The sequence below is a fragment of the Hyalangium minutum genome (assembly GCF_000737315.1).
Classification (GTDB): Bacteria; Myxococcota; Myxococcia; order Myxococcales; family Myxococcaceae; genus Hyalangium; species Hyalangium minutum.
The window spans coordinates 19,297-41,496 of the sequence record NZ_JMCB01000020.1; the positions used below are offsets into that span (position 1 = coordinate 19,297).

Annotated in this window: 11 protein-coding genes; 6 read left to right on the forward strand and 5 right to left on the reverse strand. The window is 68.7% G+C overall.

Going from position 1 to position 22,200, the window contains the following annotated elements; all coding sequences use genetic code 11:
• Nucleotides 1–17: 17 nt before the first annotated feature.
• The 3 genes from DB31_RS36565 to DB31_RS36575 all read right to left on the reverse strand — a co-directional run bounded on the left by DB31_RS36565 (nt 18) and on the right by DB31_RS36575 (nt 12,116).
• Nucleotides 18–4,349, reverse strand: a complete 4,332-nt coding sequence (locus tag DB31_RS36565) for a pilus assembly protein (protein ID WP_240487071.1) — start codon at nt 4,347–4,349, stop codon at nt 18–20.
• Nucleotides 4,350–4,366: 17 nt separating this feature from the next.
• Nucleotides 4,367–7,621 (reverse strand): RCC1 domain-containing protein, encoded by a 3,255-nt coding sequence (locus DB31_RS36570; RefSeq protein ID WP_052420540.1) that lies wholly within the window; start codon nt 7,619–7,621, stop codon nt 4,367–4,369.
• 187 nt (nt 7,622–7,808) lie between these two features.
• A complete protein-coding gene (locus tag DB31_RS36575) occupies nt 7,809–12,116 on the reverse strand; it encodes a pilus assembly protein (protein WP_044196876.1) in 4,308 nt (1,435 codons plus the stop codon).
• A gap of 214 nt (nt 12,117–12,330) precedes the next feature.
• Between DB31_RS36575 and DB31_RS36580 the strand changes: the two genes are divergently transcribed.
• From DB31_RS36580 to DB31_RS36605, 6 genes are all read left to right on the forward strand, one after another.
• Complete coding sequence (locus DB31_RS36580; protein ID WP_044196878.1) at nt 12,331–12,894, forward strand: hypothetical protein; 564 nt, start codon at nt 12,331–12,333, stop codon at nt 12,892–12,894.
• A gap of 49 nt (nt 12,895–12,943) precedes the next feature.
• Nucleotides 12,944–13,729, forward strand: a complete 786-nt coding sequence (locus DB31_RS36585; RefSeq protein WP_044196880.1) for a hypothetical protein — start codon at nt 12,944–12,946, stop codon at nt 13,727–13,729.
• Between the two features lie 129 nt (nt 13,730–13,858).
• A complete protein-coding gene (locus tag DB31_RS36590; protein ID WP_044196883.1) occupies nt 13,859–14,560 on the forward strand; it encodes a hypothetical protein in 702 nt (233 codons plus the stop codon).
• A 33-nt stretch (nt 14,561–14,593) separates the two neighbouring features.
• Nucleotides 14,594–16,393: a hypothetical protein gene (locus tag DB31_RS36595; RefSeq protein WP_044196884.1), complete on the forward strand. Its 1,800-nt coding sequence runs from the start codon at nt 14,594–14,596 to the stop codon at nt 16,391–16,393.
• An 18-nt stretch (nt 16,394–16,411) separates the two neighbouring features.
• Complete coding sequence (locus tag DB31_RS36600; protein WP_044196886.1) at nt 16,412–17,821, forward strand: DUF1501 domain-containing protein; 1,410 nt, start codon at nt 16,412–16,414, stop codon at nt 17,819–17,821.
• Nucleotides 17,818–19,182, forward strand: a complete 1,365-nt coding sequence (locus DB31_RS36605) for a hypothetical protein (RefSeq protein WP_240487072.1) — start codon at nt 17,818–17,820, stop codon at nt 19,180–19,182. Before DB31_RS36600 ends, DB31_RS36605 begins: the two co-directional genes overlap by 4 nt.
• 916 nt (nt 19,183–20,098) lie before the next feature.
• Here DB31_RS36605 and DB31_RS36610 read toward each other — a convergent pair.
• A complete protein-coding gene (locus DB31_RS36610; RefSeq protein ID WP_044196888.1) occupies nt 20,099–20,518 on the reverse strand; it encodes a hypothetical protein in 420 nt (139 codons plus the stop codon).
• 188 nt (nt 20,519–20,706) lie between these two features.
• A complete protein-coding gene (locus DB31_RS36615; RefSeq protein ID WP_052420541.1) occupies nt 20,707–22,086 on the reverse strand; it encodes a spondin domain-containing protein in 1,380 nt (459 codons plus the stop codon).
• Nucleotides 22,087–22,200 lie beyond the last annotated feature (114 nt).

A 22,200-nucleotide genomic window follows, 5' to 3' on the forward strand; every position in this document is an offset into this window, starting at 1 on the left:
GCCTCGGGGCCTCACGCTTACGGCGGACCCTGCGTCACGGGCGTCAGGACGAGGGGCCTTCCCCCTGAGCCCGAGCGCGCCGGAGTGCTCAGGATGGCCTGCGTGGAGAGCGTGTGGGTGGATTCGCTGCGCAGCGCGGCCGGAGCGCCCAGGTGCAGGGTCGTGCTGAACGCGGAGAAGCGGGACCACACGCCACTGTTGGGCTCGTAGAAGCCCGAGGCGCAGCTTGCCCTGCCACTGAGTGGATCCGCCTGGTAGAGCCGCGCGGTGTTGGTGGAACCCCACGGGGTGCACACGGGAGGGCCCTGCGTGGAGGCCTCGAACGAGGTCCACAGCAAGCACCCGTTGATGAGCGTGGCGGACGAGCCGGTCCGCTCGGAGCCTCGGGGATAGGCGATGTACCAGCCCTTGTCCCAGGGCGCGGCGCTCGCTTCGAGCCCGGCGGGGACCGCCCCCCCGCTGTCGAACTGCCCCACATTGACCAGCTCCGCGTCCGTGAGCAGTTGCGAGTCGAAGGCCGCCGCCTCGCTCTCCGTGTTGAACGTGCGCGAGGGGCTGCCGCCATAGCTCCACAGGCCATAGAAGCGCTGGAAGAACGGGCTCGTGGACTGGGGATAGCTGAGGGTGGCCCAGGTGTTCACCGCCTCGCGGCAGCTCCAGGTGGCCGAATCGCCGGAGCAGGCGTACTCGATTGCACCGTCGCTGCTGTTGGGGCAGCCATTCGCCGGGTCGTTGTTCCACGAGAGCCGCACGCGCGAGCCCGCGCACGAGGGGCCTGCCATGCTCTGGAAGGAGGTGGTGCTCGTCTGGGCGAAGTTCGACCAGGCCGTCCGCGTGGTGGACGCCAGGCTCCCGCCCAGCTGCACCTCGAGGGTGCTCTGCACCGCGCAGCCCTGCTCCGCACAGGCACGTGGGTTGCCCAGGCGGCAGAGCGTCCCAGGGTCCGTGAGGTTCTGGCTGTCGCCCGTGCCGATGAAGGTGCGGAGGATGCCCGTGTCGGGCTGCACCATGTTCGTGGCGATCTGGCTGAACGGGCCGCGCAGGGCCTCGGGGCTCGTGGAGCGGCCCGCCAGGTTCGCCGCCCGGAACGCGCGCGCTGCGTACCAGTTGCTCACCTGCCGCGTGTTGTCATCCCACTGGCCGGGCTGCCAGAAACGCACGGTCCACAACTGTCCGCCCGCGTCTCCTACCGTGGCGGTGTCGAAGAGCAGGTCCGCGCCCGGTCCGTCTCCGCGCGCCGGGCCCGCGTCCGCCAGCGCCAGCCCCGCGGTGATCGCGTAGCGCAAGTGCTGCGAGCGGCCTCGTGGAGCGTCGTGGAAGAAGCTCCATACGGTGTGGCCGTTCGCGAGGTCCACCATCGCCATGCCCCGGCCGCGCGCGTTCTGCGGATCGTATCCGCCGTTGAGCGCCACCACCCACCGCTCGCGCGCCGCGGTGTCGTTGATCTCCCAGGGCGTGACGACTCCTCTGGGCGGCAGGCCGGAGATCGCGCGCAGGGCGTCATCCGCCGTGGGCGTGAGGGCTACCGGAGCGATGGGCGGCGGCTGCGGCGCGAAGTGAGAGAAGCTCTCGCCCACCTGGAGCGACAGCGGGTCACACGCTTGTGGCCACATCCACAGGAAGTCTCCGGGCATGTCGGGGCGCCGCGCCGCCGCTTCTCCGGGAAGCTGTCCGAGCATGCGCGTCAGGTCGAGCGCGAAGCGGTGAACGCCGCCGCGGCCCGTGCCGATGACCGCCACGGTGCGGTACTCCTGCCACTGCTTGATGCCATCGGCCGGCTGCCCCTCCACACCATCGAGCCACACGTCGCGCACCATGGCGGTGCCATCCATGAGGAGGGCGTGCTCGCCCAGATGGGCCTTCATCCGAGGCAGCACGTCCGGCGGGATGAACGCCCACAGCTCCTGGCCGGTGCCCGCGTCGTAGAGGGCCTGGCCGGTGGCGGAGTCCCTGCCGGTGCTCCGGCCATTGAGGAAGGCGTGGAGCATGCCGCCGTTGGAGCCCACGAGGACGACCTTGTCCCGGTCCCCGGCCTCGTAGGCGTACGTGTCGTAGGCGTCCGCCGTTCCCGGCTGGCCCGGCACGGTGTAGCCGCCCTGCAGCGGAGTGGCGCCGCTGAAGAGCGCGGGCAGGCACTGGGGCGAGCCGTCACACGAGGACTTCGGCTGCGGCGGCTCCACGCTGATGGGCGCGGAGTGGAGGATGTCCTGCAGCAGGAAGGGCCGGTCATAGCCGCGCAGGGCCGGATCCGGGTTGAGGGCATCCGCGCCTCGGTACCAGCGGATGATGACGCGGGCGCAGTCGTCCGGCGTCAGCGAGGCGACGCCCAGCGTCGCGGCCAGGTCCAGGCAGCCCTTGGGGTACTGGCTGATGCCCAGGTACTCGCGGAGCAGGGGCGCATTGGCCTCGGTGAACGCCACCGGCGTGTCCTGGCGGTCGAGCTTCCCGTCTCCATTGCTGTCGATGAGGGTGAAGATGTTGCGGATCTGCCACCGGTTCGTCTGTCCCGTGGAGGGCTTGAGCACCTGGCCCGCCTCCCAGAAGGGCCGCGCGGGAATCGACGGGGTGATCTCCTTGATGAACTGCCCCGACGTGTCCTCCCTCACCCCATCCCCATCGGCATCCACCAGGAGCGTGTCGTCACAGTCTCCGTCGAAGTTGCGATCGCCTCCGGCCGCCGGGTTGAGCGGATTGCACCCGAGCTGCCGCTCCTCCACGAGCTGGAAGCGGTAGAGGGCGCCCTTCCACGGAGCCTTGGGGTTCGGCGAGACGGTGAGACGCGGCACGAGTGCGGAGGCGGGCTGGACCGCCAGTGGGCCGCTCACGGTGGAGGGAGCCAAACCCGCGGCGCGCGTCTGCGCGGCGCCTGGCACGCTGAGGAGCTCGTACAGGGCCTGCCGCAGGCCGCCTCCGTCATTCACGCTGGAGTAGAGGCCACCGCCTACCTCCGCCGTGTGCTGGAGGAAGTTGCTCTGGAAGCCGAGCGCGATGGTGTGGATGGTCAGGCTCTGTCGGCCGCTGGTATCGAACTCGCCAACGATGGGCGGATTGTTGCTCTGCAGGTCCCAGTTGTGGAGGAACTGGGCCACGTCATCCAGGTAGTAGTTGGGATTGTCGTCCGTGGTGCTGCTGGCGTTGCTCCCCTTGTCGCGGCCCGCAGGGGTTCCCGAGCCGCACGGCGCGGAGTCTGGGCAGTACACCGGGCCGCCGTTGATCGCGCGGAACCGGGTGAGCAGTGCGGAGGCAAAGGTGTCGCCGGTAGGCTCACCGTCCGAGATGATGACCACCGAGGTGCCCTGGCAGCCCCAACACACGCTGCGGTTGGGCGAAGAGAGCGCCTCGTTGCGGAAGGTGGTCGGGTAGCTGTAGTTGCCGCCGAACCCGAGCATGTTCCGGTACACCGTGTCACTCGAGCTGAAGTAGTACCCGAGGTTCAGCAATGCGCGTGCCAGCGGCGTGCCCGTGGTGAAGGTCAGTGAGTTGAGGGCGTTGATGTAGCTGGCGCGCTGTGAATCGAAGGCGATCGGGTCCTGGACGATGGCGGAGCACGAGGGAGCCTGTGCCTTGAGCAGCACGGAGTTGGGGGTGTTGTTGCTGAAGTGGCTCAGGCCCACGCGCAGGCGGCGCACGTCTTTGAGGAGCGACTTGAGCACCGCCTTGAGGGTGACGTACTTGGGCGGGTTGAAGTTGAGGTAGCGGCCCCAGAAGATGAAGTCGGGGTTCTCCAGCGGCGGCGCGTCGCGGCCGGGAGCGCCCGGCACCTTGTAGTAGCCCTTGGTGCTCAGGCACGTGAGGCAGCGGAAGTACTCGGCGGCGTTGGAGGTGTTCCAGTTGGGCACCTGCGACTGGCAGGCCTGCTCCCTGGACGTCCACTGCGGCGGCGGGTTGGTCAGGTCCGCCCAGTACATGTAGCCGTAGAACTTGTTGTCCTGGAACAGGTTGGGGAAGCCCGTGTCCGAGCCCAGCCCCGTGCCTACGTCCGGCGGCGGGTATTGGATGCTCGGGTTCCACCCCCGGCTGGTGGCGAACGCATCCAGCCGCGGGTTCTCGCAGCCGTTCACGGTGATGCTGAAGAACTCCGAGTGGGTGCTGTTGACGACCTGGGGCAGCTCGCGCATCGAGCTCGAGGTGTCGATGAGGATGTGGAGGTTGGCCGGCGTGCCGTCCGAGAGCATGCGCTCCTCGGCGGACTCATCCTTGCCGTACACCACGTCCTGAATGAGCGCGGTGGTGAGCTGGCAGCACGCCGGGCTGTCGGTGAAGCTCCCGAGCTGCGCGGAGGCACTCCCCGCGAAGCCCCACAGCACCAGGCCAAGGCCATAGCGAATCATCTGAAGTCTCTTTTCCATGGGCGCTGGGCTCGTGATCAGGGAAGAGGAATGGAGAGGGGCATGGCGCGGCTCGGCTCCTGGCCGAGCGCGCCGTACGCGTTGTCGCCCCAGGCCCAGACGGTGCCGTCGGTGCGCACAGCCAGGGAGTGGAAGGTTCCCGCCTCCACGGCGGTCACGCCCGTGAGGATCTGCACGGGCGACGAGCGCGGGGTGATGGTCCCGTCTCCCAGCTCGCCAATGAAATTGATGCCCCAGGCCCACAGGGTGCCGTCGGTCTTCAGGGCCATGAAGAAGCCGTCGCCCCGGGCGACTTGCTGCACCGCCGAGAGGCCTTGGATCTGCAGCGGGACGGAGCCAGGAGGGTGTGTCCCATCCCAGGGCGCGTCCAGGAAGCTGTTGCCCCATCCCCACACCGTGCCATCGCTCTTCAGGGCCAACATGCTGCTGCCGCCCGCGGTGATCTGGATGACGTCCGTGAGCCCCAGCACCGGGCCGGCCGTCGGGCGGTTCGTCCGCGTCCCATCCCCGAGCTGGCCCCAGATGTTGGTGCCCCAGGTCCACACCGTTCCATCGGCGCGCAGGGCTGCGGAGAAATCCCAGCCCGTGGTGACGTCCACCCCGCTCGTGAGCCCCGGTACCTGCGAGGGTAGGGGATGCGCCTCCTGATCCATCGTCCCGTTGCCCAGCTGGCCATGGCTGTTGTTGCCCCAGGCCCAGACGGAGCCATCCTCGAGCACCGCCAGGGTGTGGCGCCCCTCGGCCTCCATGGCCTTCACGTTCGCGAGGCTCGCGACTCGGACGGGCGCCTCTTCCTGGAGGCGCGACCCGATTCCGAGCTGGCCGTACAAGTTGGTGCCCCAGGCCCACAGCGTCTTGTCGCTTCGCAAGGCCAGGGTGTGCCCGTCTCCGGTCGTGACGGACTGGACGCTGTCCAGGCTGGGCACGGGCGCGGGCGTGCCGCGGCTGAAGGTGGTGCCGTCGCCGAGCTGCCCCGAGGTATTCCATCCCCAGGTCCAAAGGCGCCCATCCAGGCCCACGCTCGCGGAGACGCCGTCCCACGCCGCCAGGGCCCTCTGGCCAGTGAGGCCCGGCACCTGCGTGGGGGACACCTGGGCACCGGTGCCAACGCCGAGCTGGCCCCGGCCCGTGTCGCCCCAGCCCCAGAAGGTGCCGCTGGTGTCCACCGCGATCGTGTGCCTCCAGTTCGAGGCGAGGGCGGTGATGGCCGGCAGCCCGGGAATCTGCACGGGGAAGTACGTGGAGCTCCCAGGGCCCAGCTGGGCGTGCACGTTGTCTCCCAGGCCCCAGACGGAGCCATCCGCGAGCAGGATCAGCGAGTGCCTCTCGCCCGCCGCGACGGCCGCCGCACCCGTGAAGTTCGGCAGCTGCGTGGGCAGGGAGGCATGGCCGATCATTCCGAGTTGCCAGGCCTGATTGCTGCCCCACCCCCAGACAGTGCCGTCCTCGAGCACCGCCAGGCTGTGGGACTCGCCCGCGGACAGCGCTCGGACATTCGCCAGGCCGGGCACCTGCACGGGGATGCTGCGGGGGGCAGTCGTCCCATCGCCGAGCTGGGTGTTCGCGTTGTTGCCCCAGGCCCAGGCGGTGCCATCGGCGCGCACCGCCAGCGTGTGGCCGATGCCCGCCGACACCGAGACGATGCTCGAGAGGCCCACCACTTGCACCGGTGTGAATGCGGAGCTCGTCGTTCCATTGCCGAGCTGGCCGTACAGGTTGTCGCCCCAGGCCCAAGCGGTGCCGTCGGAGCGCACCGCCAGCGAGAAGCCGAAGCCCGCCGCGATGGCCACGGCATTCGTGAGGCCCAGCACCTGCTCCGGGGTGGTCTGGAAGGTCCCCGCTCCATTCCCCAGCTGCCCCGAGAACCCGTCGCCCCAGGCCCAGACGGTGCCATCGGAGCGCAAGGCCAAGGAGTGGTTGTAGCCCGCCGCGACCGCCTGGATGTTCGTGAGGTCCGCTACCTGCACCGGCGTGTTCCGAGGCAGATAGGTCCCATCCCCCACCTGGCCGCGGTCGTTGAGGCCCATGGCCCACACGGTGCCGTCACTGCGCACCACGAGCGAGTGCTCCAGTCCCGTGGCGCTCCGGACGACCCGCTGGACGAGCGGAGGCGTGGACTGAGGCCACCCGCCGTGCACGATGATGGGGATGACGCTAAAGGCCAAGCCCGTGCTCTCGCCGAGCTGACCCTGCCCATTGTCGCCCCAGGCCTGGAGCGTGCCGTCGGAGGACGAGGACAGCGCGTGGGCGTAGCCCGCCGTCACGGACACGATGTTCGAGCCGGACGCGATCAGCACGGGCGAGGTGCGCGTGGCGCGCGACCCTTCGCCGAGCTGGCCGGTGCTGTTGTCGCCCCAGGCGTAGACGTCCCCGGTGGCCGTCACCGCCAGCGAGAAGGCGCCACCGGCCGCGATGGAGACCACCTGCGACAGGCCGAACACCGGCGCGGGAGGACGGGAGGGGTAGAGCGAGCCATCGCCGAGCTGGCCGGTGGTGTTGGCACCCCAGGTCCAGACAGTGCCGTCCTCGAGCAGGGCGAGGCTGTGGCGGCCACCCGCGGCCACTGCCTTCACACCATGGACCGAGGGGATCCAGTCCGGGGTGTAGCGGTTGAGGGGCGCGGCGCTGCCCAACTGGCCATGGACGTTCTCGCCCCAGGACCACACCCCGCCGTCGCGGGTCACCGCGAGCGAGTGAGCCCGGCCCGCCGCGATGCTCACCGCGCCCATGAGGGGGACCTTCACGGGGGTGGCGCGCTGGAGGTTCGACCCATCGCCGAGCTGGCCCGAGCCGTTGAAGCCCCAGGCCCAGAGGGTGCCGTCCTGGCCCAGGGCCAGCGAGTGCTCATACCCGGCGGCCACGGCGCGCACCTTGGGGAGCCCCAGCACCTGCACGGGGCTGACGCGGCGGGCGAGGGTGCCGTCTCCGAGCTGGCCGTAGCGGTTGTCGCCCCAGGCCCAGACGGTGCCATCCTCGAGGACGGCGAGGCTGTGGCGCGCCCCAGCCGCCACCGTCACCACGTGCTCCAGCCCGGGCACCTGCGCGGGCGTGGTGTGGCTGCTCAGCGTCGCGTCGCCGAGCTGGCCAAAGGTGTTGTCACCCCAGGCCCACAGGGCTCCGTTCAGCGCCACATATAAGGAGTGTTGGTAGCCCGCGGCCATGCGCGGCGGTGGTGGCGGCGGCAAGGCCGGCGGCGAGGGCTTGCCCCAGGAGGGCCCCGGCATCCCCGCGGCGGCGGAGCTGGTGATGAGCCAGAGACCCAGGAGTCCCACCCACGCGCCCCTCGCCCTGACTGCGCTCGCTATCCGCATGTATCCCCCGTGGAAGACGCGGGGGATTCCCTACCACGATTTGTTCAGTTTTCAGCAAGGCCTGGCCCTCGCACTCACTCTGTGGAGGGCTCGACCGGGGGGGGAAGCCGTCCGGTCGAGCCCCTCGTGGAGCAAGGGGGGAGGCGAATCAGGGAGTGCTCTGCGTTACCGGCACCGAGCGGAACGGCGTGCCGTTCGAGGATGCGCTCGGCGGCGTGTTCAGCAGCGCGCGGTGGTACAGCTGGCCGTTGTACTGCGTGTGCTGCGGAGCCGGCGCTCCCAGGTTCACGCTCGTGCCCGTGGGGAAGTAGCGCGACCACGTGCTGGTGGTGACGTCGTAGAACCCCGTGGCGCAGCTCGCCCGGCCGCTGACAGGGCTCGCCTGATAGAGCCGCGAGATGTGGGTGCCCTGGGTCGAGCACACGGTGGCACTCTGGCTCGAGGGCTCGAAGGAGCTCCACAGCAGGCACCCGTCGATAAAGGTCGCGGGCGAGCCCGTCCGCTCGTTGGCGGAGGTATAGGGGATGTACCAGCCCGGAGACGTGGGAGAGGCCTCCAGCTCCGAGCCGGTCACCACGCGGCCCGCGCTGTCGAACTGCCCCACGTTCAGCAGGCTCGAGTCCGTGATCATGTTGAAGTCGAAGTTCTGCGCCTCCGCCTCGCTGTCGAACGTGCGCCAGGGGCTGCCTCCGTAGCTCCACACGCCATAGAAGCGCTGGGTGGAGAAGGTGGCCTGCTGGGTGAAGTTGAGGGTCACCCAGCTATCCACCGTCGTGCGGCAGCTCCAGGTGGAGGAGGTGCCGTCACAGGTGTACTCAAGGGCACCGTCATAGCCGTTGCTGCAGCCGTTCGCGGCGTCGTTGTCCCACGTGAGCTTCACCTTCGAGGACGCACAGCTGCCGTACGCTGGGGCCTGGCTGGAGGCGGTGCTCGCCAGCGAGTAGTTGGCGTAGGTCGTCGAGGCCGTGGACGCCAGCATGCCGCCGCGCTGCACCTCGAGGGTGGCGCGGGCCGTGCAGCCCTGCTCCGCGCAGGCGCGCGGGTTGCCCATGCGGCAGCGCGTGCCCGTGTCGTAGAGGTTCTGGCTGTCGCCGGTGCCGATGAAGGTGCGCAGGATGCCCATGTCGGGCTGCACCACGTTCGTGGCGATCTGGCTGAACGGGCTGCGCAGGGCCTCGGCGCTCCCGGAGCGGCCCGCGAGGTTCTCCGTCCGGAACGCGCGCGCCGCGTACCAGTTGTTCACCCGCTGCGTGGCGGCATCCCACTGGCCGGGCTTCCAGAAGCGCACGGCCCAGAGCTGCCCGCCGTAGTCGCCCACCGTGGCGGTGTCGAAGAGCCCATCGTTCTCCACCCCGGAGCCGTACGCCTGGCCCACGTCCGCCAGCGCCAAGCCCGCGCCCATGGAATAGCGCAGGTACGACGAGCGGCCCTGGTTGTCCCCGTTGAAGAAGCTCCACACGGTGTGGCCGCTGGCGAGGTCCACCACCGCCATGCCCCGGCCGCGGTTGTTGTACGGATCATAGCCTCCGTTCAGGGCCACCACCCAGCGCTCGCGGGCCGCGGTGCCGGAGACCATCCAAGGCGTCTCCGCCATGCCCGAGGGCTGGCCGTTGCGCACGCGCAGGGCGTCGTCCGCGCCGGGCGTCAGCGCCACCGGGCCGATGGGGGGCGACAGCGGCGCGAAGTTCGAGAAGCTCTCGCCCACCTGGAGCGCCAGCGGATCGCACGGCTGGGGCCACATCCACAGGAAGTCTCCCTGCTGGTCGGGCGCGCGCGTCACCGCCTCGCCGGTGGCCTGGCCGAGCAGGCGCGTCAGGTCCAGCGCGAAGCGGTGCACGCCGCCACGGCCCGTGCCGATGACCGCCACGGTGCGGTACTCCTCCCACTGCTTGCGGCCGTCCGAGGGGCCCCCGACGCCGTCGAGCCACACGTCGCGCACCATGGCGGTGCCATTCACGAGGGGGGCGTGCTTGTCGAGGTTCCCCTTCAGCCGAGGCAGCGTGTCCGGAGGGATGAAGGCCCACAGCTCCTGGCCCGTGCCCGCGTCGTACAGGCCCCGGCCCGTGGCGGGGTCCCTGCCAGTGCTCCGGCCATTGAGGAAGGCGTGGAGCATGCCGCCGTTGGAGCCCACGAGGACGACCTTGTCCCGGCCTCCTGCCGCGTCCACGTACTTGTCATACGCGTCTCCCGTGCCAGGGACTGTCTGCAGGGGGTAGCCCGTCTCCAGCGCCGTGGCGCCCTGGAAGAGCGTCGGCAGACACTGAGGGGAGAGGGCGCACGAGTCCTTGGGCAGCGGCGGCTCCACGTTGATGGGCGTGGAGTGGGCCAGGTCCTGGAGCAGGGAGGCCCGGTCGTAGTCGCGCAGGGCCGGATCCGGGTTGAGGGCATCCGCGCCTCGGTACCAGCGGATGATGACGCGGGCGCAGTCGTCTGGAGTCAGGGAGACGAACCCCAGCTTCGTGGCCAGATCCGCGCAGCCGGTCGGGTTCTGGCTGATGCCCAGGTACTCGCGCAGGAAGGACGCGTTGGCCTCGGTGAAGGCGATGGGCGTGTCGCGCTGATCCAGCTTTCCATCCCTGTTGCTGTCGATGAGCGTGTAGATGCTGCGGGTCCGCCACTTCTGCGAGCTGCCGGCCTTGAGCACCTGTCCCGCCTCCCAGAAGGGCACGGCCGGGGTCCACGGCGAGAGGGTCTTCACGAAGGTGCCTGGGAGGGTCTCCGTCACGGCATCCCCCTGGGCATCCAGCAGGACCGTGTCATCGCAGTCGCCATCAGCGTTGAGGTCTCCGTAGTACGGGGAGAGCGGGTCGCACCCGAGCAGCAGCTCCTCGGCGAGCTGGAAGCGGTAGAGCGCCCCCTGCCACGGGGTGTTGGGGGGCACGGAGGCCCGCAGGCGCGGCACGAGCGCGGAGGCGGGCTGGCCCGCGGGCACGGTCTCCGTGGTGGAGGGCACGGCGTTGGCCTTCCACGCGGTGGTGTTGGGCGTGGAGGGGACGTTGACGAGCGAGTCGCGGAGGGCCTGCGACAGGCTCGCCGCATCATCCGCGATGTAATAGAGGCCGCCTCCCACCTCGGCGGTGTGCCGCAACAGGTTGCTGTTGATGCCGAAGCCCACCGTGTACGTCGCCACGCTCTGCTTGCCCGCGGTGTTGAAGTCCCCGACGATGGGCGGCGTGCTGCGCTGCAGGTCCTGCTCGTAGAGCAGCTTGGCCACGTCATCGAGCAAGTAGTTCGGGTTGTCGTCCGTGTAGACGGTGGGGTTGGAGCCCTTGTCACGTTCAGCGAGGGTGCCCGGGCCGCAGGGCATGGAGTCCGGGCAGTAGACCGGGCCGTTGTTGAGCGTGCGCAGCTTGGTGACCACCGTGCTGCTCAGCGTGTCGCTGTTGGGCTCGCCGTCCGAGATGATGATGACGGAGGTGGTTTGGCAGCCCCAGCACACGCTGCGGTTCTGCGAGCTGAGCGCGGAGTTCTTGAAAGCGGACGGGTAGCTGAAGCCGGTGCCAAAGCCAAACACGTCCCGGTACACGGTGTCATCCGACGTGAAGTAATAGCCCACGTTGAGCAGCGAGCGGGCCAGCGGCGTACCCGTGTTGAACGCCAGGGTGTTGATCGCGTTGATGTAGCTGGCGCGGCTGCTGTCGAACGCGCTCGAGTCAGTGACGACCTGCTGGCACGAGGGATTCTGCGTCCGGAGCATCACGGTGTTCGGCGCGGAGGAGGAGAAGTAGCTGAGGCCCACGCGGGCGCCGCGCACGTCCTTGAGGAGCGACTTGAGCACTGCCTTGAGGGTGACGTACTTGGGCGGGTTGAAGTTGAGGTAGCGGCCCCAGAAGATGAAGTTGAGGTTCTCCAGCGGAGCCGTGTTGCGGCCAACGGTGCCCGGCACCTTGTAGTAGCCCTTGGTGCTCAGGCACGTGAGGCAGCGGAAGTACTCGCTGGCGCCGGTGGTGGACCAGTTGGCCACCCGGCTCTGGCAGACCTGCTCCTTGGAGTCCCACTGCGAGGGCGGGTTGCTCAGGTCCGCCCAGTACAGGTAGCCGTAGAACTTGTTGTCCTGGAACAGGTTGGGGAAGCCCGTGTCCGAGCCCAGCCCCGTGCCTAAGTCCGGCGGCGGGTAACGGAAGTTCGGGTCCCACCCCCGGCTGGCCGCGAACGCATCCAGCCGCGGGTTCTCGCACCCGTTCACCGTGAGGTTGAAGAAGGCGGTGTGGTCGCTGTTCGTCACCTGCGGCAGCTCGCGCATGGAGCCCGAGTTGTCGATCAGGATGTGGAGGTTGGCCGGCGTGCTGGCCGGGAGCGCGCGCTCATCGCCTGGCGCGTCCTTGCCGTACACCACGTCCTGGATAAGGGACGTGGTGAGCTGACAGCAGGCGGGACTGTCGGTGGAACTGCCAAGTTGCGCTGACGCGGGGCCCACGGCCGCCAGCAGCACTAGAACCAGGCACAGGCGCTTCATGAGGCGCTCCCTTCCTTGAACGGGGGAGCGCGCTCTTAACACGTTTTACTGGTTTGGCTGCAAATCAAGGGATTCCACTCCTCGTGTTCAAGCCTGGACTTCGGGTGGGGCAGGCGGGGGAAAAACCTTACGAAAACGGGCGGTTTGGCTAGAACGCGCCCGCGCTCCGGGGCGACCCGGACTCATGAACGAACGGAACGAAGGAGTGCCTGAGATGAAGCGGAACATGGGTTGGCAGCTCCTGGCCCTCGTGGCTGGGCTCGTCTTGACGGTGGAGGCTCGTGCGCAGGAGGTGTCGGCGGGCGCGGCGGGGAGCTTTGGCAACACCGGGCAGATCGTCATCTCCTCGGACTTCCGAGCGACCATCGGCTACACGAGTGTCAGTGGCCCGGGGGATCAGTTCCTCATCGATCTGCGGCCCTCGGTGGACTACTTCCTCAAGGAGAACCTCTCACTGGGCGGCACCGTGTACCTGGGCACGGCCTTCCAGCGCGGGGATGATCCGCTGCTCGTCGGCGTGGGCATCCGCGGCGGGTACAACATTCCCCTGAACAGCTCGGTGTCCGTGTGGCCGAAGCTGGGGCTGGCTGTGGCGCACTCGGACGGGTTCCTGGGCTTCGGGGAGCGCACCTTCCTGGAAGTCTCTCTCTCCGCGCCCTTCCTCGTGCACCTGGCGCCGCATTTCTTCTTCGGCGCAGGGCCCGGGCTGATCACCCAGCTGGGCGATGACACCGTGGCCACCCTCCATGTGAGCGCCGTGGTCGGCGGCTACTTCTAAGCGGCTGCTTTCATCGCTCGCGTCCCCATCCCCCCCTTAAGATGGGGGGATGAGCGACTCCCCCTATTCCACCATCCTCCGCGACATCTTCCATGTGGTGGACGTCAGCGAGGATCCGGCAGAGCGGGCGAGAGCCAAGCCCGTGCCGGAGCTCACCCCCGGCTTCGAGGCGCTGGGGTTCAAGACGCTCGGCTTCTACCGGCTGGGGCGGCCGCCGGGGCACGTCTACGAAGTCTGGCGCAGCCCCGACAGCCGCGCCGTCCTCGTGGTGGAGTACGATCTCAAGAAGCGGCCGCGCGCGGAGCTGCGCACGCTGCTCCACGACGGCACCATCATCGAGACCTCCAGCCGCTTCAGCGGCCTGTCCCGGCTGTTCCGCCGCGCCCGCCTCCACCACCCCGAGGCTGGCTACCTCCTGGAGACCCACGCGGCCACCCCCGAGCAGCTCTACCGCCGCCACACCGAGCGCGTGGAGGCCATCGCCCGCGAGCGCAGCTCCACCATCCCCTCGCATGACTCCATGCGGCTGCTGTTCGCGCTCGTCGCGCGCTCCATGGTGCTGACGCTCAACCGGTACCACCATGGCAAGCGCCTGGAGTGGATCATCTTCATCCCCGCCACCCTGGCCATCATCGCCGCCGTCGTCTTCGCCGGCACGCCGCTGCACTGGCTCACCGCGCTCGCCGTGGCCGCCGTGGCCTTCTGGTACGTCAGCGAGATGTCCAGCTGGCTCGCCGCGCGCCTGCTGCTGATTCCCCCCGTGCCCCTGGCCACCTTGTTGGCTGCTGTAGACGACGTCCACACCCCACCCGCCAACAGCCCCGCTCCCAGCTGAGCGCGGGCTGCGGCGTGGTGGAACTTTTCCATCCGGCGCGCATGTGTGAGTGCGCGAGCAGGCAAGCAAGCACCGGGCGGTGGGCGTTATGGTCTAGGCTCCAGGCCGGACTGAATCCTCGTGCCTCGCATGCGCTCCCTGCCCGTTCACCGCGTCTCTTGGAAGGCGTTGCTCGCTCTGTCGCTCTGTATCTCCGCGCTGCCCGCCTGGGCGGACACGCGGATCGGCGTGGGGCTCGATCTGTTCACAGAGAGCTCGCGCATGGAGGGCCACCAGACGATCAACACCGCGCGCCAGGATGAGTCCTTCGACTACCGCAGCCAGAGCTTCCTGTCGGCCACGCTGAACCTGAGCATCCCCGCCCCCATCTCCGAGAAGGCGCGCATGGGCGCAGGCCTGCGCTTCCTGGGCAACTACGGCTCGGGCGGCGAGGGCAACCGCATGTTCGGCTTCGGCCTGCTCAACGAGCTGTACCTCCTGGGCGAGTACGGGCTGCCCGTGGCGGACAAAACGGAGGCGGTGTTCGGCGCGCGCGGAGGCGTGGCGCTGCTGGTGCCCGGCAAGGAGTTCGACGCGGAGATCTCCCGCCTGCGCGAGCAGGGCGTGAGTGCGTGGCACGTACCACGCGTGGGCTGGCTGGGAGGCATCTCCGTGGGTGCGCGCCGGCGCCTGGGCGAGCACGTGCTGGTGCGCGGGGACTTCTCCGGCCAGCTCGAGAAGGTCTTCCTGTTTGCCACGAGCCAGGACATCAAGGGGCTCGAGTTCGAGAAGGCTTGGAGCACATTCGGTCTTCGCCTGGGGTTCACCCTGGGCGTGGAGTTCGCCCTCTAGCGAGGGCTTCACCCCCTACCTTGGGAGCCATGGATGAAGCGTTCTCTCACCCTGGTCCTCGCCACCTTGTCCGTGCTGGCCGCCGCCTGTTGGGGCGAGCCCGCGTTTGATCCGGAGAAGCTCGCCATCGGCCCTGGAGGCCTGGTGGGCAACGGAGACACCATTACTTCCGGCGACTTCCCGGGCGGCGATGACGTGCTGCCCGCGCCGCGCCAGGTGGAGTCCCTGCCGGACGACACCCGCCCGCCAGACTGTGATGGGGCGTGCGTGTCCTACTGCAACGCGGCGAACCTGCAGAACCCGGTGAACCGCGGCCTGTGCCGCAGCCTGTGGGGCGTGGGCCTGAGCCACCAGCCCATCAACCGGGACGAGGCGTGCCGCCGGCTCTTCGTGGACATGATTGGGCGCGTGCCCTCCGCGGACGAGGCCGAGTCCACCTGCGCGGGCAGCTGGGGCGACACGGTGAAGCGGCTGATGGACACGCCGGAGTTCATCTTCGTCAACCAGCGCCACGCCGCCGACAAGTTCCTCTACAGCAACGAGGTGGTGAACATCCAAGCCATCTACGACATGGATCGGCTGATGGAGAAGCTCTACCGGGGCAAGGTGCCGTATGACCAGTTCGCCTCGGTGGTGAGCGCGCACCCGGTGCTGATGCGCCGCTACGCGGACGCGGGCGACAAGGTGGACGCGCTGTTCAAGCTGTTCCTGGGCCGGCCGCCCTTCGAGTTCGAGCGCGCGGACATGGCCCGGGTGTATGGGCTGTGGCACTCGGGCTACTACGAGCACCCGCTGCTGGGACGCATGCCGGACGCGTACCTGCGCTTCCGCTGCCTGGCGGAGGACAACAAGGAAGTGGATCCGGTGAAGAAGGGCGAGTGCACCAGCGTGGTGTGGGGCTACCACGAGCTGGTCTTCATCCCGGATGTGCGCGCCGCGCTGGATCCGCAGATTCGTGAGCTGACCATGTGGAACGGCCTGCTGAGCGCGGACGAGTGGGCGCAGCTGCAGACGCCGGGCCGGGTGCTCACGCAGGAGATTCCCTTCTGGGAGCACGCGGTGGACGAGGTGCTGCAGCGCTACCTGGGCTACGAGCTGTCCCCGAAGGTGCCCGAGGTTCGCGCCGAGCTGGTGCGCTGGCTGCTGCAGTACGGGGGCGACATCCGCTCCGTGCACTACGCGGTGCTCACCTCGGCCGCCTACCTCCAGTCCGCCTACGGCACCACGCCCACCTCGTACCGGTGGGCGTATGGGCCGCTCAAGCAGATGGACGCGGAGGTGTGGATCGACTCCATGGCGCTCAACAGCGGCTACGCCACAGCCAACTGCGACCACCGCATCGCCCAGCCGGAGACCCTGCTGCGCAACGGCAGCATCGCCTCGTACCGGGTGCTGAAGGCCTCGCGGTGGAACATCAACGACAAGGGAGACCTCGACGAGAGCTACGCCAACCTGGCGCGCACGCTGGGCGGCTGCCCGGAGAACATCGTCGGCGGGCGCTTCCGGGTGGTGAGCATCCTCACCACGGGCACGCAGCTCTCCTTCGTGGGAGACCTGTGCAACCCCACCATGAGCGCCCAGGTGCAGGGCGCGCCGCTGGAGCGGCTGCTCCCGGAAGGGGTGGAGGGGGGCAGGGCGCTGACGGCGGATCTGGCGGTGCAGATTGCGCAGAATCAGTACCGGACGCTGCTGGGCCGCACGCCCTCGGACGAGGAGCTGACCGAGGCGCGGAACGCGGGTACGCAGTGTGCCTTGGACAAGTGCAGCGCGGAGGCCTTCGCGCGTCCGCTGTGCTTCGCGCTGATGTCCAGCGCGGAGCGTCTCTTCTACTGAGTCACGGAGCCACGAGCCATGTCCGACGACACGAAGAAGCCAGGAACGCTCGGCCGCCGAGGGCTGCTCAAGGGGCTGGGAGCCGCCGCCACCGCCGCGGCCTTCCCCACGCTGTGGCTGCCGAACAAGGCCTACGCGCAGACTGCTGCCCGCGGTGAGGTGGAGCACCTCATCTACATCCGCCTCGCGGGCGGCTTCCGCTTCACCACCGCCTTCAACGGGGATGTGGCGGACACGTTCAACCCGTTTGGGAAGTCCGCTTCGCGGGCTGCGGGCACGGAGTGGGGCCCCAGCGCCATGCTGGAGCGCGCCAGCTGGCTCGAGGGCACCGAGGGCGAGCCCCGCGTCGAGCTGGGCATGCAGAAGGTGACGGACTTCTCCAACGAGATTTGCTTGCTGCCGTGCGTGGACCACGAGCCGTTCTCCGCGCGCGCGGACGGCAACCACGGCACGGGTCTGGAGCGCTTCCTCACCGGCTACGTGGGTGGCACCACCAGCTTCTTGACGTACCTGAACTACGGGCTGCGCGAGAAGGTGGCGCAGGAGGCGTCCGAGGGCCGCACCATCCTGCCGGCTTTCAGCCTCGGCGAGGCGGGCATGGCGCTGGGCAGCGGCATCTATGCCGGCTACCGGCCGCCGGTGCTGGACGGCAACGGCTTCGAGCGGTTCGGGTTCGATCCGGACTCGAACGTGCCAGCCTGGGCGGTGAACATCGCCAACAATCTGGACCAGCGCTTCCGGGACAAGGTGCACCAGGGCGTGCGCCCGGGCGTGGAGGCCTACCAGCAGACGCGCGAGGCCACGCGGGCCTACGGCGCCATCTTCCGGGACCCCATTCTGCGGGTGGACGCGTTCTCGCAGGAGGTGGTGGACGGCATCAGCAATCGCGATCTGGTGACGATGTTCGGGGACCAGGGGGCGGGCCGCTCCGCGCTGCTGGCGCTGCGGCTGTTCCACTTTGGCTGCCCGGCGGTGTTCCTCAACCAGGGCTTCTATGACTTCCACTCGAACGAGGACGATGGGCTCTCGGACGAGATGGACGAGGCCAACCGGCTGATCAGCGGCCTGCGGACGGCGCTCAAGAAGATGACGCACCCCAAGGGCGGCACCTACTGGGACAAGACGCTGGTGGTGCTCGGCAGCGAGTTCGGCCGCACGGGCAACGGCAGCAAGTTCAACTCGGCGGGCGGCAGCGACCACTCCAGTGATTTGGCCACGCGCTGGATGTCCATGCCGATGATGGGCGGCATCATCGACCGTGCAGCCAAGGGCGGAAAGATGCTCGGCCAGACGCGGTCCTCGGACCTGAAGGCCCTGGGCCAGGTGTACTCCTACCGCGCTGTGTGCAAGACGATGCTGGACTTGCTCGGCGCGGACCACAGCACCGTCTTCCCGGCGGACAACCCGATCCAGGATCTCTTCGCATGATGCGCTCCACGACTGCTTCCGTGATTGCCGCGCTCCTGCTGGGGTGCGGCGGCTCCAATGTCTACAAGGAACCCGAGGGCCCCATCCCCTTCGAGCCCACGCGTCCGGACGTGGGCTCTCCCGGGACGGTGACGCCGTACACGGGCTCGGACCCGGTGGTGCTCGAGGCGCAGATGAAGCTGCCCACGGGCGTGGACCTGCAGCGCAAGGTGATTCTGCGCACGTGCGGCCCCACCAACGGCGTGTGCCACAACCAGAAGGAGTACCCGGACCTGCACACCACGGGCACGTTCGCGGACGCCATCAACGCGCCATGCAACCTGCAGCCGGGCACGTACGAGTCCGTGTATGACCGGTGCGAGCGGGTGGGGGACAGCTTCAACTTCGGGGACAAGTCCTTCCCGGCCATGGAGCTGGGCTGGTACGAAGTCATCGTCGGGGCCTTCGTGGAGTACGAGGACGACGACATCCCGCCGGTGGACGCGGCGGGCCTGCACCTGCACTTCAAGGACCCGGTGCCGCTGGATCGGAGCCGGGCGACCTGGGGAACGGGCACGTTCCTGCGCAAGTTCGTCAACGCGCAGGGCCAGGTGGAGAACCTGTCCTTCGCCAACTACAACACGCGCTGGTGGGTGCTGGAGGACGGGCGCCACCTCTACGGCGAGGTGCACGACTACCAGGCCGAGGACGTGGAGGAACTGCAGAAGGTCGGCATCATCCAAGGTGACTGGAACCGGAACGGGCACTTTGGGGCGCGAGAGAACAAGGGCGTGCCGCTGCTGAACCCGGGCAAGCCGGAGGAGAGCTACCTGGTGGCGCGCCTGCGCGGGCACATGCAGGGCGAGCCGATTCCGGGCACGCGCATGCCGCTGGCGAACCAGCCGCCGTCGGTGACGGACATGCTGGCGCTGATGTGCTGGCTGGAGGGGCTGGATTCGAACGCCACCTCGTGGAACCTGGCCTCGCCGATCAACTATGCGGGGTGCTCGTACTCGGCGAACCCGCAGGCGCTGAACCTGGTGGGCGCGGGGGTGACGTGGCGCGAGCGCGTGTGGCCCATCCTCAAGTCGAGCTGTGGCGGGTGCCACGGCGGAACCAACCCGCAGGCGGGGCTGGATCTGCTGTCGGATGGGGCGTGGACGCGGCTGCGCGGCGTGTCCACGCAGAACAGCACGCTCAAGTACATTGATGCGGGCCGTCCGGAGAAGAGCTACCTGTGGCTGAAGCTGGCGGGTGACGGCAGCACCATCGGCAGCCGGATGCCGTTGGATCCGCTGGGGAGTGGCAGCCGGTCGTTGCCGGCGGACCAGCTGGACAGCATCCAGACGTGGATTCTCGCGGGCGCGCTCGAGGACGGGTAGTGCTCAGACCTCCAGGTCCCGGCAGCGCAGCGTTAGGGTTGGGCACTGGAGCGTGTAGAAGCAGCACAGCCGGGGATCGGTGACCGGGAAGAGCCGGCCACCGGTCACATCAGAATCATCCGCGCGTGGGTTTGTGACGCGGTTGCCCGCCGCCGGTCTGCTTGTTCACTTGGCTGGTGCTGGTTTGAGGCGAGAGCTGCCGGGGCCGTAGTCTCGGAGGCTGGCTCAAACGAAAGGAGTCCTTCATGAAGCGGCGATCGGGACAGGCGATTGTGGCCCTGCTGGCAGGTCTCAGCACGCTGGCGAGCGGGGCTGCACGAGCTGAGCCGCCACTGACGCGAACTCCTGGGTGCATCAAGCGTGGATGGCCTGGAACGGTCGCCTGCGGAAACACTGCGTGACATGCACGAGCGGTGAATCCGTGACGGGGAAAGCGTTGATGTTCCACACGCTGCCGTTCAGTGCTCGCCTGGGGCCTTTCTGTGGGTGACCCCTCGTGGGAGCAGGAGGCGGTCCGGGTCTCTGAAGCTCTCAACCTCTTGGTTGTACTGGCCGCGCCCATTCTCTACGCACGTTGGCGCACCCAAGCACCGCCTGCGGAGCTTCGCTTGGTCCTCGAGGCGCGTATGGCGGCTCTCGCGGCCTTTTGCGCAAGTGCGCGAGGGAGCCCGGATGCGGAGCGTTTCCACAGGGCGGCTCCTCAACTGCGGGCGTTCTCCGAGGCAGTAGCTCGAGAACCTCCTGAGAGCCTCCCGGAATCGGGGTGGGTCATCCAGGCCCGGGAGTGCCTCGCGACTTTGGGCCTCGAGACTCCTCCCGGCGGCTGGGAATCCTTTAGAGGATGGTCTGCTGGCGGTGAGTGACTCGGCCTCTCTGGCCCGATGCGCAACTGGTCTGCTTGTCGGACAGGTTCGCTTCAGGCGCCCTCGATGCTGAGCTCCCAGGCCGGCTCTGCGCTGACCGGCTCTTCTCGTACCGGCCGGCGCTGAACCTGAGGCACGCCACCCATCCAGTCCCATTTCTCGCCGTCCCAGACCTGCTCGTGCCAGCCGAGGCGTGCCGCGGCCTCGCGGGCCTTGGCTGCGTGGACCGGGAGCGCCCAGCCCACCCGTGACTGCTTGCACTCGCCGCTCTTGAACTTCAGCAGGCGGCGCTGCCCGCGAGCTTCCTCGCGGTCGGCCTCCCAGAGCGGCTCCTGCGAGCGTCCCTCGCCCTGGTAGTCCACGTTGTTCCGTTCACACCAGCCGAACACGTCTTTCGCCCGGATCAGCTTCGAGCTGCCCTTGGAGAGTTCCGTCACGGCGGCCACAAGGAGAGTGGAGGTCACGACTCGCATGGAAAAACCTCAAGTACGAGTGCCGAGCTTCTCCACTTACAGGACCCGAGGATGCGCATGGCCATGGGCGCTCCATCTCTTTGTCATGGTTTCGTCATGGCTGTCAGGAAACGGAGAGCGCCCCCCAAAACGGCACGAGCGTGGGAGCCACTCGGGCGCCCACGCTCGCTTGCTCGGGATCTCCGCGCTTAGCGGCTGATGGTCAGCTTCAGGTGCTGGGTGACCGGGATGCCGTAGACCGACGAGCCCACCTCACGGACGTTCATGTCGGTGTCGGCCATGCCCATGTTCGCGCCCGACTGCTGCGGGCCCGTGTTGGGGCCGATGCCCAGTTCCTCGGACAGCTCGGTGCCCGCGTCATACAGGCGCAGCGCGGAGCTGAAGTCCCCCATCACCGGCTGCTCCATGGCGTCGAACAGGGCGATGCCTTCCGAGCTCGTGCCGAAGAACCAGTCGTTGGACATGCCGTACATCGTCACGAAGGAGAGCTTGTCACCGGGGCGCGCGCTCACCTCGAAGGTGTAGGCCGAGCCGGGACGCAGCGGGCCAGGGCTGCTGGCGCCCTCGGGGGTGTTGAACACGCCCAGCATGTCCTGCGCGGAGACGTGGCCCTTCATGGACTCATAGAGCGAGGTGACGTTGCCCTCCTCGGCGATCCGCTCCAGGCCCATGCCGCTGTCCGGCTTGCCCACCGAGAACAGCGTGTGCCCGGATGCGGTGACCAGGAAGAGGCCCGGAGACACGGGCGTTGCCGTGCCGGTGGTGCTGGCCAGCTCGGCCGCCAGCCCCGTCACCTGGCCCATCTCGGCGATGGCCTCGAGGCCCAGGCCGCGATCCTTCTGGCCTTCGGTGAAGAGGGGCTCGCCGCCCGCGGTGAGCGTCCACACGCCCGGAGAGACGCGCACGGGCTTGGGGCCCTGCGACGTCTGCAGCGTGGACTTGTCATCGGCGACGTTCTCGATGCGCACGGTGAACTGGCGGGTGGCCGCGTTCGGGGTGACGGTGACGCGGATCATCGCGGCCACCGCGGGCACGTCGAACATCGTCCCGTTGCTCAGCGTGGTGGGCGAGGTGACGCGGCGCACCGTGGCGTTGGCATCCGCGGCGCCCGGGCCGTCCAGCGAGGAGCCCTGGTTGGGGCCGGTGTGCGCGCCCACGGCGGGCTCCTCGTCCACCTCGGTGCCCGCGTCATAGAGGTACACGCGCGCGGTGACGTCGCCGGAGATGGGGTTGCCGTTCTCGTAGAGCTCGAGGCCGCCAGCGGCCGGGGCGAAGAACCAGTCATTGGACTGGCCGAGCATGGACGCGAAGGCCAGCTTCTGGCCCTTACCGGCGGTGAAGGAGAACTCGTAGGCCTCACCCGGAGCCAGGGGGCCGGGCGCGGTGCCGCCCACGCGGGTGTTGTAGACGCCGGACTTCAGCTGGGTGAAGGGAACCACGTTCTCGAGCCGCACCTTGAAGGTGGTGGGCTCCACGGGCTGCTGGGGCTCGTCCTCGCCGCCGCAGGCGGAGGCAAGGAGGGCGGAGGCAAGAAGGGTGGATACACGTCCAGCGTGCGACTTGATCATGACACAGCTCCGATGTGCGGGGAGAGAGGGAGTGCCGCCGGCGCGGCGGCCACTCGCCGTTCTGTACGCAGGAGCCAAAAGGCGGTTACGCACCCCTCCCAAAAAAACGGGAGG